The organism is Chryseobacterium amylolyticum, assembly GCF_051011775.1.
Classification (GTDB): Bacteria; Bacteroidota; Bacteroidia; order Flavobacteriales; family Weeksellaceae; genus Chryseobacterium.
On record NZ_JBPCHX010000003.1, the window covers coordinates 416,231 to 430,885 of the forward strand.

The 14,655-nt window shown below is 37.3% G+C and carries 13 protein-coding genes; 9 read left to right on the top strand and 4 right to left on the bottom strand.

Annotated elements, in window-relative coordinates; translation table 11 throughout:
* The first annotated feature begins 13 nt into the window (after positions 1-13).
* The 8 genes from ftsH (at position 14) to ACR1PO_RS10670 (ending at position 8,652) form a co-directional block, all read left to right on the top strand.
* Positions 14-2,035: an ATP-dependent zinc metalloprotease FtsH gene (gene ftsH / locus ACR1PO_RS10635; protein ID WP_433986750.1), complete on the top strand. Its 2,022-nt coding sequence runs from the start codon at positions 14-16 to the stop codon at positions 2,033-2,035.
* Between the two features lie 136 nt (positions 2,036-2,171).
* Positions 2,172-2,753, top strand: coding sequence for an LUD domain-containing protein (locus tag ACR1PO_RS10640; RefSeq protein WP_232722903.1), 582 nt, complete (start codon positions 2,172-2,174; stop codon positions 2,751-2,753).
* 24 nt (positions 2,754-2,777) lie between these two features.
* Positions 2,778-3,650, top strand: coding sequence for a phosphatidate cytidylyltransferase (locus tag ACR1PO_RS10645; RefSeq protein ID WP_332388549.1), 873 nt, complete (start codon positions 2,778-2,780; stop codon positions 3,648-3,650).
* Positions 3,651-3,654: 4 nt separating this feature from the next.
* Positions 3,655-4,311, top strand: a complete 657-nt coding sequence (locus ACR1PO_RS10650; protein WP_332388548.1) for a phosphatidylserine decarboxylase family protein — start codon at positions 3,655-3,657, stop codon at positions 4,309-4,311.
* A 435-nt stretch (positions 4,312-4,746) separates the two neighbouring features.
* Positions 4,747-5,739, top strand: a complete 993-nt coding sequence (locus ACR1PO_RS10655) for a helix-turn-helix transcriptional regulator (RefSeq protein ID WP_433986751.1) — start codon at positions 4,747-4,749, stop codon at positions 5,737-5,739.
* Positions 5,740-5,836: 97 nt separating this feature from the next.
* Positions 5,837-6,250 (top strand): transposase, encoded by a 414-nt coding sequence (locus ACR1PO_RS10660; RefSeq protein WP_433986752.1) that lies wholly within the window; start codon positions 5,837-5,839, stop codon positions 6,248-6,250.
* A gap of 1 nt (position 6,251) precedes the next feature.
* Positions 6,252-6,569, top strand: a complete 318-nt coding sequence (locus ACR1PO_RS10665; RefSeq protein ID WP_433986753.1) for a helix-turn-helix domain-containing protein — start codon at positions 6,252-6,254, stop codon at positions 6,567-6,569.
* 280 nt (positions 6,570-6,849) lie between these two features.
* Complete coding sequence (locus tag ACR1PO_RS10670; protein ID WP_433986754.1) at positions 6,850-8,652, top strand: phage tail-like protein; 1,803 nt, start codon at positions 6,850-6,852, stop codon at positions 8,650-8,652.
* A 50-nt stretch (positions 8,653-8,702) separates the two neighbouring features.
* On the opposite strand, the gene ACR1PO_RS10675 is transcribed toward ACR1PO_RS10670, so the two are convergent.
* From ACR1PO_RS10675 to ACR1PO_RS10690, 4 genes are all read right to left on the bottom strand, one after another.
* Positions 8,703-9,050: a DUF1801 domain-containing protein gene (locus ACR1PO_RS10675; protein ID WP_332388541.1), complete on the bottom strand. Its 348-nt coding sequence runs from the start codon at positions 9,048-9,050 to the stop codon at positions 8,703-8,705.
* Positions 9,051-9,068: 18 nt separating this feature from the next.
* A complete protein-coding gene (locus tag ACR1PO_RS10680) occupies positions 9,069-10,907 on the bottom strand; it encodes an ABC transporter ATP-binding protein (protein WP_433986755.1) in 1,839 nt (612 codons plus the stop codon).
* 234 nt (positions 10,908-11,141) lie between these two features.
* Positions 11,142-12,062 carry a M28 family peptidase gene (locus tag ACR1PO_RS10685; RefSeq protein WP_433986756.1) on the bottom strand — a complete coding sequence of 307 codons (921 nt, stop codon included), beginning with the start codon at positions 12,060-12,062 and terminating at the stop codon, positions 11,142-11,144.
* Between the two features lie 143 nt (positions 12,063-12,205).
* Positions 12,206-12,595: a DUF4293 family protein gene (locus ACR1PO_RS10690; protein ID WP_433986757.1), complete on the bottom strand. Its 390-nt coding sequence runs from the start codon at positions 12,593-12,595 to the stop codon at positions 12,206-12,208.
* A gap of 144 nt (positions 12,596-12,739) precedes the next feature.
* Between ACR1PO_RS10690 and rho the strand changes: the two genes are divergently transcribed.
* Positions 12,740-14,554: a transcription termination factor Rho gene (gene rho, locus ACR1PO_RS10695; RefSeq protein WP_433986758.1), complete on the top strand. Its 1,815-nt coding sequence runs from the start codon at positions 12,740-12,742 to the stop codon at positions 14,552-14,554.
* Positions 14,555-14,655 lie beyond the last annotated feature (101 nt).

Genomic DNA, 14,655 nt, shown 5'->3' on the forward strand with positions numbered 1-14,655 from the left:
TTAAAAAGTTTAAATGAATAATAAAGGATTCAACTGGTTCTTTCCTATTGCAATCATAGCTCTTTTGCTATTCTTTGGCTCCAATTTCCTTGGAGGCGACAGTGCAAAATCTATTGATGAAGATGGTTTCTTTAGAGAAATGCAGGCGGGGAAAGTCCAGAATATAATTATATACAAAGACATAGAGAAAGCTGATGTTTTCCTGACAAAAGAAGCAAAATCGGCAATGGTTTCCAAAGCCGGAAAAGAAAACAACCCGCTTTCTGCCTTCGAAATGGCTCCTAAAGCAGATTTTTCTGTAAAATATGGAGACCTGCAACTTTTCCTTCAGAAATTTGAACAGATCAAAGCGACCAACCCGGCAATCAAAACAACCAAAGATTACGGAACGGGTAAAAGTGCATTAATGGATATTCTGATTCCTGCACTGGTTTGGATTTCAATTTTAGGATTATTCTATTTCCTTCTTTTCAGAAAGATGGGTGGTGGCGGAGGTCCCGGCGGACAAATTTTCTCTATCGGAAAATCCAAAGCGAAGCTTTTTGATGAAAAAGAAAGAATTCAGGTGACATTTAAAGATGTTGCAGGTTTGGAAGGAGCAAAAGAAGAAGTTCAGGAAGTAGTGGATTTCCTCAAAAACTCTGAAAAATATACAAAACTGGGAGGTAAAATTCCTAAAGGTGTCCTGTTGGTAGGGCCTCCGGGAACCGGTAAAACCTTACTGGCAAAAGCTGTTGCTGGTGAAGCCAAAGTTCCGTTTTTCTCACTTTCAGGTTCTGATTTCGTCGAAATGTTTGTTGGGGTAGGAGCTTCAAGGGTAAGAGACCTTTTTGCTCAGGCTAAAGCAAAATCTCCGGCAATTATCTTCATCGATGAGATTGATGCCATCGGACGTGCAAGAGGAAAAAATAATTTCTCCGGCGGAAACGATGAAAGAGAAAATACCCTGAACCAGCTTCTTACTGAAATGGATGGTTTCGGAACCGATACGAATGTTATCGTAATGGCAGCAACCAACAGAGCAGATATCCTTGATAAAGCTTTGATGAGAGCAGGACGTTTTGACCGTTCTATCTATGTAGACCTTCCGGAGCTTCACGAAAGAAGACAGATCTTTGATGTTCACCTGAAGAAAATCAAGCTTGATGATAATGTAGACAGAGAATTCCTTGCAAAACAAACTCCTGGTTTCAGTGGAGCAGATATTGCGAACGTTTGTAACGAAGCGGCGCTTATTGCAGCAAGAAATAATCATACTTCAGTAACCAAACAGGATTTCCTTGATGCTGTGGACAGAATCATTGGTGGTCTTGAAAAGAAAAATAAAGCAATCAAACCTTCTGAAAAGAGAAGAGTAGCTTACCACGAGGCAGGACATGCAACAATTTCCTGGCTGGTAGAGCATGCATCTCCACTTTTAAAAGTGACTATTGTTCCTAGAGGACGCTCATTAGGTGCAGCATGGTATCTGCCTGAGGAAAGACAGCTTACCACTACTGAACAGATGCTGGACGAAATGTGTGCAACACTGGGAGGAAGAGCTGCAGAGCAGGTAATCTTCAACAATATTTCCACAGGAGCACTTTCTGATCTTGAAACAGTGACGAAGAGAGCGCAGGCCATGGTAACAATCTACGGATTAAGCCCGAATATCGGTAATATTTCTTACTATGACAGTTCAGGTCAGTCTGAATATAATTTCGGAAAACCTTATTCTGAAGAAACGGCTACAAAAATTGATGCAGAGATCAAATCGATTATCGAAAATCAGTATGACAGAGCTGTAAGAATCCTTGCAGATAATAAGGATAAGCTGGATGCTTTAGCCAACAAGCTGCTGGAAAAAGAAGTGATCTTCCGTGAAGATCTGGAAGAAATTTTCGGAAAGAGAGCATGGGATCCGGAATTGACAGAGAAGCCTGTTACCAATACTATTCCTGAAAAAGATCAGCCAATAGCAGAGGCAGCACCTCAGATCAAAGAGAAAGAAGAAGAAAGCGAAATTCAGGCTCCTGAAAGCCCGACGCAGCTTTAAGACCTTTAAAAAATATAAATAACAAAAACCTGGCAACTGTAAAATTGCCGGGTTTTTTCATATTTCAAGAGATATTTTGAACACTATTATAATTTATTTTCTATTTTTGTATAAAGTTGACTAAAAATAGATTAAGTTGAATTTATTCAAGAGGATTGTAAGCAAACTTACCAACCAGCCTGAAGAAGAGGAAAAACAGAGCCTGGAGAAGCTTGGGGATTCGCTGAAAAATGCGGATCTTGACTATAAGTTTGCGCAATTATTTACGCATTCGGGAGGATTTTTTAATTATTGTGCAGATGAAGCGGAGGCTCTACAAACTTTAAATCAAATTATCAAAATAGAAGGCATCCACAATCTCTTCTGCTGGGATAAAGAACTTCAGAACTTTTTGAACGTTGTGAAGACTTCTTATACCTCAGAACTGCAGCAGTCTAATGATGCTGCATTCATTACCTGTGAATACCTCATTGCCTATGACGGCAGAATCATGCTTTCTCATAATAATATCCTTCACTATCATTCTTCCAGGCTTCCTGATAAAATTATCATCATTGCCAATGTTTCCCAGATTGTAAACAACCTGAATGATGCTATGGGGAAAATAAAAAGAAACGGAAATATCAAGAACCTTACTTCCATCAGCGGAAGCCAGTCTAAAATGGACAGTTCTTCCAATTCCAATACAAAACTGTTTTTATTGCTGCTTGAAGATTAAGCAACCACTTCTAAATTTTAAATTTTGGACAAAAATCTCATTCAAAGAACCGTATCAGGTATCGTTTATGTAGCCATCATTATTCTTTGTTCTACTCCCCTGGGAGCACAATTGCTGAACAGTATTGCTCCTGGTTTGGTCAAACAGCAATATCTTTATCATGGCCTGATGAGCTTACTCCTGATCGTAGGAACCTGGGAATGTGTCAAAATCATGAAATTTGGAAACGGGTACGAAAAATGGGTAGTATTTCCACTGGTCATCTTTATTTTTTATATTTTCTCCAAAAGATATTTTAACCACGATTTCTTTTTTGATTTCAGGCTTAGCGAAATATTGGCCCTGGCCCTGATCGGGATTGCTGTGGTAACTTTATTCAAATATCCTAACGAATTATACTTCGACAGCGGGAAGCTTATTTTTACCGTTATTTACGTGGCGCTCCCGTTCAGCTTTGCATTAGGGTTGCCAAAGTTCTCCAGTTATAACGAAAGTTTTTCTCTCGAGGTGCTGTTTCTGTTTATTCTGATCTGGAGCAGTGATACTTTTGCTTATCTGGTAGGGAAATTCTTCGGTAAACATAAAATGGCTCCTAAAATTTCTCCTAAAAAAACTTGGGAAGGCTATGCGGGCGGTGTTGTTTTAACATTGGTCTTATCTTACTTTATTGAACATTATCAGCCTGAATTGAGAGGAAACTGGATGATCGTAGGATTTCTGGTTGCAGCCTTTGCTCCGTTAGGAGATCTGGTAGAAAGCCAGTTGAAGAGAAACTTCGGTGTGAAAGACAGTGGAAACATCATTCCGGGGCACGGAGGAGTTTTAGACAGGCTGGATAGTTTTATTATCTGCGTTCCTGTCGTATATTTGTACTTTATTTTAGAAAAATTTATTTAGTCTCATGAAATTACATAGAGAATCAAAAGGAACGATTACCGTTGCTACCATACTTTTTATCATCCTGGGAGCCTTAGCGATCTATTTCCTTAAAATATGGTCCCTGCTGATCATTATGCCTTTGCTGGTCATTTACAGTTTAGTCTTCTGGTTTTTCAGAGTTCCGGACCGTACTATCCTTGACCACAGAGAAAACGTGATTGCCCCTGTGGACGGAAAAGTGGTCATGATCAAAGAAGTGGAAGAAGATGAATTTATAAAAGGAAAAGCCATCCAGGTTTCCATTTTCATGTCTCCACTGAATGTTCATATCTGCAGATATCCGGTTTCGGGAGAAGTGATTTACAAAAAATACCACCCGGGAAAATATCTGGTAGCATGGCATGAAAAATCCTCTACAGAGAATGAAAGAACTACCGTAGCAGTTCAGACGATGACCAATCACAAAGTTGTCTTCAGACAGATTGCCGGATATGTTGCAAGAAGAATCGTTTTCTACTGTAATGAAGGTGATAAAGCAAAAGCAGGACATGAGTTCGGATTTATTAAGTTCGGTTCCAGAATGGATGTATTCCTTCCTTTGGACACTGAAATTATCTGTAAAATCGGAGATATTACAAAAGGCGGTCTGGATGTGATTGCCAAACTGAAAGAAAACTAAAATTCCTGTCGCAGATAAAAAATCAAAAGAGAGCTTTTAAAGCTCTCTTTTTTATTTGAGGTATAAAAGGGTATATTTTGTTGTTTGAGTTTAATTACGCATGAGTATTATTGCGTATTGGAAGAGTTATACTTTTCCATTGGAATCAATAATTTTGCCTGCTTAAAAACACAAGCTCATGCTTTTAAGTGATCCGAGGTAAATGATGGTTAATTTATTGTCAAAAATGGTATTTCATTTGATAATTTTAACATCGGATTTTAGTAAATTGTAGCTAGAAAACACCTTAATCATACCCTTTAATGCTGAAAAAGACTGATAGATTTCGTTTTGAAGATTTTTATTTTGCATGAAAGGCTGTTAATATTGGAAAATTTATACTTTCAAAAGTACAAATGCCAACTTAAGCTTGTGAAAGCATAAAAAAACAACAAGATGATTTATAAGTTTTTCTTTAAGGTGATCAATGACGAAGCGGAGAATATGGATGATGGTTTTGAAAGCAATTATCTTCATCTTATTAACCGGTATTTGCTTTTATTGTTTTTCATATTCCTGTTTTACTCCATTTTTATTATTATTTTTTTCGGGGATATGCTGATCTCCATATTTCTTACGGTAATTACCTTCTTCTGGCTGTTTCTGATGGCTGTAAAAGGAAAAACCAAAAGGTTCAAAACGGTTTTAAAGCCTTTCATTATCGGTATATTTGTTTTACTCACATTTATAGTGAGCTTTTTTAATATCTATACATACAAAAACGCCGGAGTAGAATACTTTTACTTTTGTCTTCTGTTTGCTGTTCCGTTCTTTCTGAAATACAAACAAGATTCCCTCATCATCTTTTTTATTACATTCATCATCAGTATCAATTTCATTGCATGTCTGTATTTTGATTTTGATTTCCTACCAAAGAGCAGGTTCATAGAAAAAGAAGATTTTAAAACTATAAAACTGCTGAATATTTTATTCTCCGTTGCTTCTTTCCTGATGGATATTGTATTTATTACTCAGAAGGATGAGCTTATTCATGGTTTAATTTCCGATAAAAAAGAAAAGGATTCCACCATCAAGGATCTGGTAAAAACGAATTCGGAATTGATGAAACAGCAGATGCTGATCAACCACCTTTCAGAAGAAAATATTCAGGAAATTTTAAATCTGGCGGAAAGCAATTCACCCGTGTTTTTTGAAAAATTTCAGGTATTTTTTCCACATTTCATTCCTGATATTTTAAGAATAAATCCTAATCTGATCCATTCTGAGCTCTATTTCTGTGCATTGATGAAGCTGGATTTTGATACCAAAAAAATAGCACAGTGTACCAATAACAGTATCCGGGCTGTAGAAAGTAAAAAATACAGGATACGGAAAAAACTGAATATTTCCTCGGAGATCAATATCAACAGCTTTTTAATTAAAATTTAAACAGAATTCTGATTTTTGTTACTCATACGTAATCTTGAGTAGGTTCTGATAGTGTTTTTTGATGTTCTTGTCAATATTTTTACCTAAAAACATTGTGATGAATATTAAGAACATCCATATTGGAAGCCTGGTCCAATCCAAAGTGGAAGAGTATCAGATTCCAATAGAAAGAATTTCCCGGTTTTTAAACAGTACGGAAGATGAAGTGGAGAGGATGTATCATGCAAAAAGTATCGATACCGATGTGCTCCTCAAATGGTGTAAACTATTAAAATTCGATTTCTTCCGATTCTATACCGGACATCTGATTTTGTATGCTCCACAGGCGAGAATTGATAATGCCCTCACTCAAAAGGAAAACACCCTGGTTTTCAGGAAAAGCATTTATACGCAGGAGGTTAAGGATTTTATTCTTGATAAAATAAAAACAGGGAAAATGACAGCCAATGATGTGGTTAAAAGGTATAAAATACCCAAGACCACTTTAAATAAATGGATGAAAAAGATATAATATGATGCCGGATTATAAGCAGATTTATAGCGACATTCTTGAAGAAAAATTTCCCGGAAAATTATCAGACCCCACCATCAGGCTCAAGCTGGAAACATTACATTCAGCTTTTGACATTCTGAAATTTAATCAACTGATTTTTGGAGAAACAGGATATACGGTGGAACGTAAAAATCAGAGGCTCCGTTCTTATGATAAGGAATCAATACTGAAAATTCTCAGTTATCAGAAAAGAAATGAACTCACTAATCTTCAGGTGAGTGGCCATTTTAAGATAAGCCGGAATACCATTGCGAAATGGAAAAGTATTTTTAAATAATGAGTTTTTTTAACTTAATGATTTTATTTTTTGTGATAAATAAAAAGTAATTGTTTTTTATGTTGTTTTGATTTTGATATTTGAATTTATAGTTGGGTTTTGTTAAAAAACTCAACTTTTTATTTGTGTTTTTTATCAGGATAAGTCATTGGCATTTGTGAGTTTTACTACGCGTGAGTAGTATTGCGTAGCAGGAATTATTTTGTAATCATCTGTGGTTGATAATTTTGTGGAAGTTAAATGCCCAGATTAATATTATCAAACAATTATAACTTATACAATGATGGAAACAAAATTTACAATGCCTCCAATCAAAGTCCTGCTCGTAGCAATGCTCTTTGTTTTTGGAGAAGCTTTTTCTCAAACCAATAATGGTGCAGTAGGAATCAATACGACAACGCCGAACACTAATTCGGTTTTGGATGTTGTTTCAGGAAATAACAACAAAGGGGTACTTATCCCAAGGTTAACTGAAGCGCAGCGAAATGCAATTGTAATGAATACTGCCAAGGATGATGGTTTGACAATTTATAACATTACTGAGGACTGTATTAATTACTGGAGTCTTGCTGATAACGAATGGAAAAGTGTCTGCGGACAAATGGGCAAAGCTGTTTTTACGGTCGACTGTTCCAGTACAAAAGCAATGGGAACTTATGTTCAGACAAAAGAGCTTACAGCATCCAATTATTTAAGTGTGTCCGTAAACGTAACTAAAATTGGAAATTATACGATTACAGGTACTACAACAAATGGATATAATTTCTACGGAACAGGTGTTTTTCTTTCTACAGGAACGCAAACTATCCAAGTTCCGGGACAGGGAGCGCCTGCTGCAATACAGGTAGATACCGTAGGACTAAATGCCAACGGGACAGATGTTTCATGTACACCTGCTGTTACAGTGAATGTATTAAGTCCTGCAGGAATCTATACCATGAGTTGTGGAAGTGCTGCGGTAAACGGAGTATACAAGGTTGGGACAGCTTTAACCGCTTCCAATACAATTACTCTTCCTGTTAATGTAACAGCACTGGGAAGCTATACTGTTACAACTAATACTGTTGACGGAATTTCTTTCAGCGGGTCAGGGACATTTACCTCTACGGGAAATCAGAATATTACATTAAGCGGAACAGGAACTCCAACTTCTACATCGGTGAAAACAATGACAATTACTTCTGACAGCCAGGGCGGGGTATCTACAACATGTTCTGTAAATGTAGTCGTCGTCATTCCTAAAAAAACGGTTCTCCATATCGGATTAGAAACAGCTTACGGTTATAGTGCCTATACCGGTCCGTCAAGAAGTCTGATGGATTCTCCAACAAACTTTGGTACGACAGCTTCCAGTATTGTTAAATATGAAGGCTTTACGCATACCTCTTTAGGGAACTCACCTTCTTCAGCAGCTCTTCAGGCGGCTCTTAATAATAAGCCGGATATTGTTGTCATTGGTTACAACTACACACCTAATGCTACAGATGCAGGTTATATTGCTTCCTATCTTAATAAAAAAGGAGTTGTTATTGCGATGACAGATGATACGGGCACTGCACAGAATCTATTCAGAGGAATATTCTCCGATCCTACGATTTCAGCATCTTATGGGGGTGGTGCAGGTTCTGTGTATGCTCTTACCAATTCTGATGATCCCATCCTTAACGGACCTTTTGGAGACGTAAGAGGAAAAAACTGGGGTGAAGATGCTTCTACCACAGTAAATATTTCAGGGTTGACAAGTGGATTTGTTCCTTACAGCTATGCACAGCCTATTAACAGCACAACTACCAGAACAGGAATTTCAGGATTAAGAAATACGAGCCTAAACTTTATATGGTTTGGTGACGGTGGTTTTTTAAGTAATGAAAATGCCAATGGAAATCAGTATCCAAGTAATACCATTGAGCCTTTTGTAGCGCCAAGTTCAGGAGGATATTTACCGGTTCAGAAATCCTCTTACGGATATGCAGGAAACGGATATACAACAGGAGGAATGCAGGTTCAGAATTCAATCCTTTTTGCCAATATGATTGCCTGGGCAATTAAGCAGGCAGAATTTAACGGAATAAACACACAATGATGAAAGGTTTTTAAAGATGGCTCCGGCACGATTATTCGTGCCGGAGTTTTTTATTTTATATGTCTTTTAACCTCCTGTACAAGGTTCAGTATCAGTTCTACGGGAATGTCCTCTTCCCTATCAATAAGAAGGATTTTAAACTTCTTTCTGCCATCCTGGATCAGTTCAGGATAATCAAGTCTGTCACCATGATAAAAGCTCAGGTAATGCTTTTGATATTTTTTGCTGTAATAGAAGTAACACAGCATTTTCTTTTTGTATTTGATGAACGGAAGTCCGAAACTGAAAGTTTCTGTAATATTTTCCGGATCTGAAGCCAGGATCTTATCACGTAAAAACAAAAGAGTACTTCTTTCAGGCTCTTCGATTCTGTAGAAATACTCTTGTATAGGGTTCATTTTAATTCGATTAAAAGATTAGTCGAAGTTTTGAAGTTCAACAAGTTTGTGATACATTCCTCTTTTTGCAATCAGGTCGTGGTGGGTTCCCTGTTCCACGATATCACCTTTTTCCATCACTACAATCCAGTCTGCTTTCTGAATCGTTGAAAGACGGTGGGCAATCACTAAAGAAGTCCTGTTCTCCATCATTTTCTCCAGGGCATCCTGAACAAATCTTTCAGATTCTGTATCCAGGGCGGATGTGGCTTCATCAAGGATCATAATCGGCGGGTTTTTCAATACAGCTCTTGCGATAGAAACCCTCTGTTTCTGGCCTCCGGAAAGTTTGTTTCCATCATCACCGATATTGGTATCATACCCTTCAGAAAGGTTGGAAATGAAAGAATCCGCATTGGCAATTTTTGCAGCAGCAATTACCTCTTCTTTGGTGGCATCGGGTTTACCCATCAGGATATTGTTATATACAGAATCGTTGAATAATACGGATTCCTGCGTTACCATTCCCAGCAGCTGGCGGTATTCCTGTAATTTTAAATGTTTAATGTTTGTCCCGTCAATAAGGATTTCTCCTTCCGAAACATCATAGAACCTCGCTAAAAGATTGGCGATGGTTGTTTTACCACTCCCGCTTTGGCCTACCAAAGCAACCGTTTTTCCTTTAGGAATGGTTAAGTTGAAGTTTTTAAGGATAAGATTTGCTTTGTCATAATAGAATCCAATATCCTTGAATTCAATATTATTCTGAAGTGTTGTAATAGAGACAGGTTCTGCAATTTCTTCAATTTTCACATCGGCTTCAAGGATTTCCAATACCCTTTTCAGGGAAGCTTCTCCTTTCTGTACATTGGAAATAGAAGTAGATAAGCTTTTTGCAGGAGGAAGGATCTGGAAGAACATTCCTAAAAATACAAGGAAATCTGCCGGAGAAATACTCTGCTCAACAATAATTTGTTTCCCACCGTACCATGCAATAATCAGGAAGGTAATAGAACCTAAGAATTCGCTCATTGGAGACGCCAATTCTTTCTTTTTACCCAAATTGATAGAACTTGAGATCCATTTGTTCATAGAATGCATGAATCTGTTATTCATGATTTTTTCCCCATTGAATATTTTAATAACCTTTGAAGACTTCAATGTTTCATCCACAATAGAGAAAATAGTTCCAAGCTCACTTTGTGCTTCATGTGAGTCTTTTTTAAGGCTTTTTCCGATCAATGCAATCATTGTTCCCATCACAGGAAGAACCAATAGCGAGAAAAGAGTCATTTCAGGACTCAGGAAAAATAAGGTCACCAATGTACTGATCAGCATAAAAGGTGCGTTTATCAGTTCAATCAAGCTTCCTAAGATATTTCCTTCCACTTCTCCTACGTCATTGGACATACGGGACATCATATCTCCCTTTCTGCTCTCTGTAAAGAATGAAACAGGAAGGGAAAGTATTTTTCTGTACATCGCTCCACGCAGGTCTTTGGTTACTCCCACACGGTAATTGATCAGCAATAAAGAACCGAAATACCGGAATGCATTTCTCAAAAAGAACATAAATGCAGTAATGATGCACAGCCAGGCAAGGACAGTAAGTGCCCCGTAATTACTCACCAGTGTTTGTACATAATAATTGGAATATTCTTTTATATAGGAGAAAAAATCAACAATATCACCGGAATATACTGGTGCTTTTTCATATTTTTCTGGTTTTATGGTTCCAAAAAGCATTCCCAGAACCGGTAGAATAGTCCCCAGGGAAGCAATCTGAAATACAGAATACAGAATATTGAAAAATAAACTTCCGTAGATATATTTTTGATGCGGCCTCGCGAACTTTAAGATTTTTTTATATTCGTTCATTCAATGAAAAAATTGGATAGCAAAATTACGTAAAATTAAAAGATAAGACGTTCTTAATCCTGTTTTACTTTAACGGATATGTTTCAAAAATCGTTTTTTTGTTACAACTCAGGGCTGTTAAACTTTGTTTTTAAAATAAATAAACGAAACTTTAATACCGGAACAAAAGGTGGAACAGCAAAGCAGTTTAATAAAAAAACCGCTTATTCAGCGGTTCCTTTTATAATGGTTTAATTAAAATTTCACCTGATCGGTATATTTTGGGCTAAAGTTTTTAGGATTCAGCTTATCCAGTGTTTTTCCAAAATTATTGATGATCTGTGTCATATTATCAAAATCAACAATATTGATATCATCATTTTCATGGTGATAATGAGACGCCTTTGTCATATCAACCGTAGAGAATGAATGGGCAATAATTTTCTTTTTTACAAAACTTACATTATCCGAACGGTAAAACAGCTGCTGCTTTGCATAAGGATCAGCATTAATTTTTAATCCGTTTACTGCATTTTTATTGAAAAGCTCATCAAGATCTGAGAATCCGTCTCCTGTCATATATAATGCATTTTTGCCCCATTGGGATTCTGTAGCTACCATTTCAAAATTAAAAAGGGCAGTCATTTTATTATAAATGTGATCCAGATTAGAATCTGTTGAAATAGCTCTTGAACCCAGCATTCCTTTTTCCTCTCCGTTAAATGCCATAAATACCATGGAGAATTCCGGTTTTTTATTTTTAAAATAATCAGCAATACCTACCAGAGTCGTGATTCCGCTGGCATCATCATCCGCTCCGTTATAAATATTGTCTCCGCTTTTATCACTGGTTCCGATATGGTCGAAATGCCCTGAAAAACCCAGATACTGATCAGATTTTCCTTTTTTGATTCCACAAACGTTGTATACTGTTTTTCCATGGTAGTCAAATGGCACCAGATAAGAATTTCCTGTACAATATTCCAGGTTGTTTTCTTTAAAAAGTTTAGCGATATAATGGGCTGCATTTTCATTTTCCCGGGTTCCGATTTCACGGCCTTTCATTTCATCTGAAGCGAGAGTGGAAAGAACTGTTTTTACTCTTTCCCTGGAAACTTCCTGTGCAAAGGTAAATATGGAGAATAGTGATAAAGTAAGATACGTAAGCTTTTTCATTGTCTTTTATTAAAAGTTATATGATCTGTCGTGTTTCTGACTAAAAAGTTGCAATGAATTTACATAAATTAAATAAGAAAGTATGGAAAATAAAAAACAGCTCCTGAAAAGAAGCTGTTCTCACTCAAAAAATCGTTGTAAGGTTATCGAAGTCTGTCTACAGATTTTACGAGCCTCTCATCTTTGCGGATGTAAACGTTTGCAATAAGCAGACAGATCACCGCCATCAATGGGAAAATCGGCTCAATACCCTTCTCAGGAAACTGAATTCCTCCGGATAAGTTTAGTAACCAGTACGCCAATACACCAATCAACAAAGCGTTTATAATGATGCTGATGGTATTCAGCAAAATTTGTCTTTTTCTGTTTTTGAAACTGAAAATACTTAATGCTCCAATAATAACAAGGGCTATACAGCTGATATTAAGTAAAGGAATACTGTCTGAAATGACAACATCCTGACCTGTTATGAAAAGGAAAACAGCAGCCAAAACTGCTAATAAAGTCCATATAGTTTGTATTCTCTGTAGCATTGAATATTAAATTCTTGGCAAAAATAATATAAATTTTGCACAATTCAAAAATAAGTGTAGATTTGCATTATACAATGTACTTGAAAACAAAAGTCACCGGACTTACTTTTCTTACTCACAATTAATTACATTTTTACATTAAATATGTTTAACATAGAAACGTTAAGGTCAAAATCCGTAACGGAACTGACTAAAATCTTAAAAGATTTAGGCGTTAAAGTTGCAAGAAACAGCAATGAAAATGACAAGATCTTTGCTATTCTTGACTTTCAGGCTTCTAACCCTAAAGTTGCAAAAGATTATTTCAACGCCACTGAAACCGCCAGTATAACTACTGAAGAGGCTCCGGCAGAAAAACCTGCCAAAGCCCCGGCAAAAAAAGCTGCCCCGAAAAAAACGGCAGCCAAGCCAAAAGCAAATGCAAAAGCTCCGGTAGAACCTAATGCAGAGGAAAAAACAGAAGAAAAGGTGCCGGCTTCCGAAGAAATAAAACAGGAAGAACCAAAAGCTGAAGCTGCTGCAGTAACAGAAGAACCCACAGCAACAGCCCAGGCAAAAAAGAAAAGAAAAAGAGTTTCTGCCAACACCGCTAATGCAGAAGTAGCCCAGGAAAGAACAGAAGCTCCCAAAAACACAGAATCCCCAGAGCCTGCCCAGGCAGAAGAAAAGCCTAACAATTCTCAACAACCACAGGCTAACAGACCTCAAAAAGGACAAAACCACCCACAGAACAGTGGAAACCAGCATAAAAACCAAAACCAGCACCAACAGCACCAAAACCAAAATCAGAACAGACATTCTGAAAAGGCTGAGGAGCAGAACGATCCTAAAAAAGAATTTAATTTTGATGGATTGGTAAGTATTGAAGGGGTTTTGGAAATCTTACCGGATAACTACGGATTTTTACGTTCCTCAGATTTCAGCTATATCTCTTCTCCTGATGATGTGTATGTTTCTACGGCACAGATCAGAAATTTCGGTTTGAAAACCGGAGATACAGTGAAAGGAATTGTCAGGCTTCCTAAAGAAGGGGAAAAATATTTCTCATTATTAAGGCCTACAGAAGTTAACGGACGTGATCTTGCCTTTATCAAAGACCGTGTAGCTTTTGAATATCTGACACCACTTTTCCCTGAAGAGAAATTCAACCTGGCAGGAAGCGGATCTACAGTATCCACAAGAATTGTAGATTTATTTGCCCCTATCGGGAAAGGTCAGAGAGCAATGATCGTTGCGCAGCCTAAAACAGGTAAGACAATGTTGCTTAAAGATATCGCTAATTCTATTGCAGCGAACCATCCGGAAGTATATATGATGGTTCTTCTGATTGATGAACGTCCGGAAGAGGTTACCGATATGGAAAGAAGTGTGAATGCAGAAGTAATTGCTTCTACATTTGACGAAGCCGCCGAAAAACACGTAAAAGTAGCTAACCTTGTCCTTGCAAAGGCCCAAAGAATGGTTGAATGCGGACATGATGTAGTCATTTTACTGGATTCTATTACAAGACTGGCAAGAGCATACAACACCGTGACACCTGCATCAGGTAAAGTTCTTTCCGGTGGGGTAGATGCGAATGCTCTTCACAAACCGAAAAGATTCTTCGGAGCAGCAAGAAAAATCGAAGGCGGAGGTTCTCTGACGATTATTGCTACCGCATTGATTGATACAGGATCCAAGATGGATGAAGTAATCTTTGAAGAATTCAAAGGTACAGGTAACATGGAGCTTCAGCTGGACAGAAAAATTGCCAACAGAAGAATTTATCCTGCTATTGACCTTGTAGCATCAAGTACCCGTAGAGATGATCTTCTTCTGGATGAAGTAACTTCACAGAGAATGTGGATTCTCAGAAAATATCTTTCTGAGATGAATCCTGTGGAAGCTATGGAATTTGTAGATAAAAACATTAAAGGAACTCTCAATAATGAAGAATTCCTGATGTCTATGAATAAATAAATTAATTTAATTATTGTTAAATAGAAAGCACGGATCATTAGGTTCGTGCTTTTTGCTGATATTGCATAAAAAAATAAAACTTAATTCATTCTAAATCAATA

What these genes read in the sequence shown, in the direction of transcription:
- ftsH (WP_433986750.1), top strand. Translation starts at nt 14, where the DNA reads ATGAATAATAAAGGATTCAACTGGTTCTTTCCTATTGCAATCATAGCT.
- ACR1PO_RS10650 (WP_332388548.1), top strand. Translation starts at nt 3,655, where the DNA reads ATGAAATTACATAGAGAATCAAAAGGAACGATTACCGTTGCTACCATA.
- ACR1PO_RS10655 (WP_433986751.1), top strand. Translation starts at nt 4,747, where the DNA reads ATGATTTATAAGTTTTTCTTTAAGGTGATCAATGACGAAGCGGAGAAT.
- ACR1PO_RS10660 (WP_433986752.1), top strand. Translation starts at nt 5,837, where the DNA reads ATGAATATTAAGAACATCCATATTGGAAGCCTGGTCCAATCCAAAGTG.
- ACR1PO_RS10665 (WP_433986753.1), top strand. Translation starts at nt 6,252, where the DNA reads ATGATGCCGGATTATAAGCAGATTTATAGCGACATTCTTGAAGAAAAA.
- ACR1PO_RS10670 (WP_433986754.1), top strand. Translation starts at nt 6,850, where the DNA reads ATGATGGAAACAAAATTTACAATGCCTCCAATCAAAGTCCTGCTCGTA.
- ACR1PO_RS10675 (WP_332388541.1), bottom strand. Translation starts at nt 9,050, where the DNA reads ATGAACCCTATACAAGAGTATTTCTACAGAATCGAAGAGCCTGAAAGA.
- ACR1PO_RS10680 (WP_433986755.1), bottom strand. Translation starts at nt 10,907, where the DNA reads ATGAACGAATATAAAAAAATCTTAAAGTTCGCGAGGCCGCATCAAAAA.
- ACR1PO_RS10685 (WP_433986756.1), bottom strand. Translation starts at nt 12,062, where the DNA reads ATGAAAAAGCTTACGTATCTTACTTTATCACTATTCTCCATATTTACC.
- ACR1PO_RS10690 (WP_433986757.1), bottom strand. Translation starts at nt 12,595, where the DNA reads ATGCTACAGAGAATACAAACTATATGGACTTTATTAGCAGTTTTGGCT.
- rho (WP_433986758.1), top strand. Translation starts at nt 12,740, where the DNA reads ATGTTTAACATAGAAACGTTAAGGTCAAAATCCGTAACGGAACTGACT.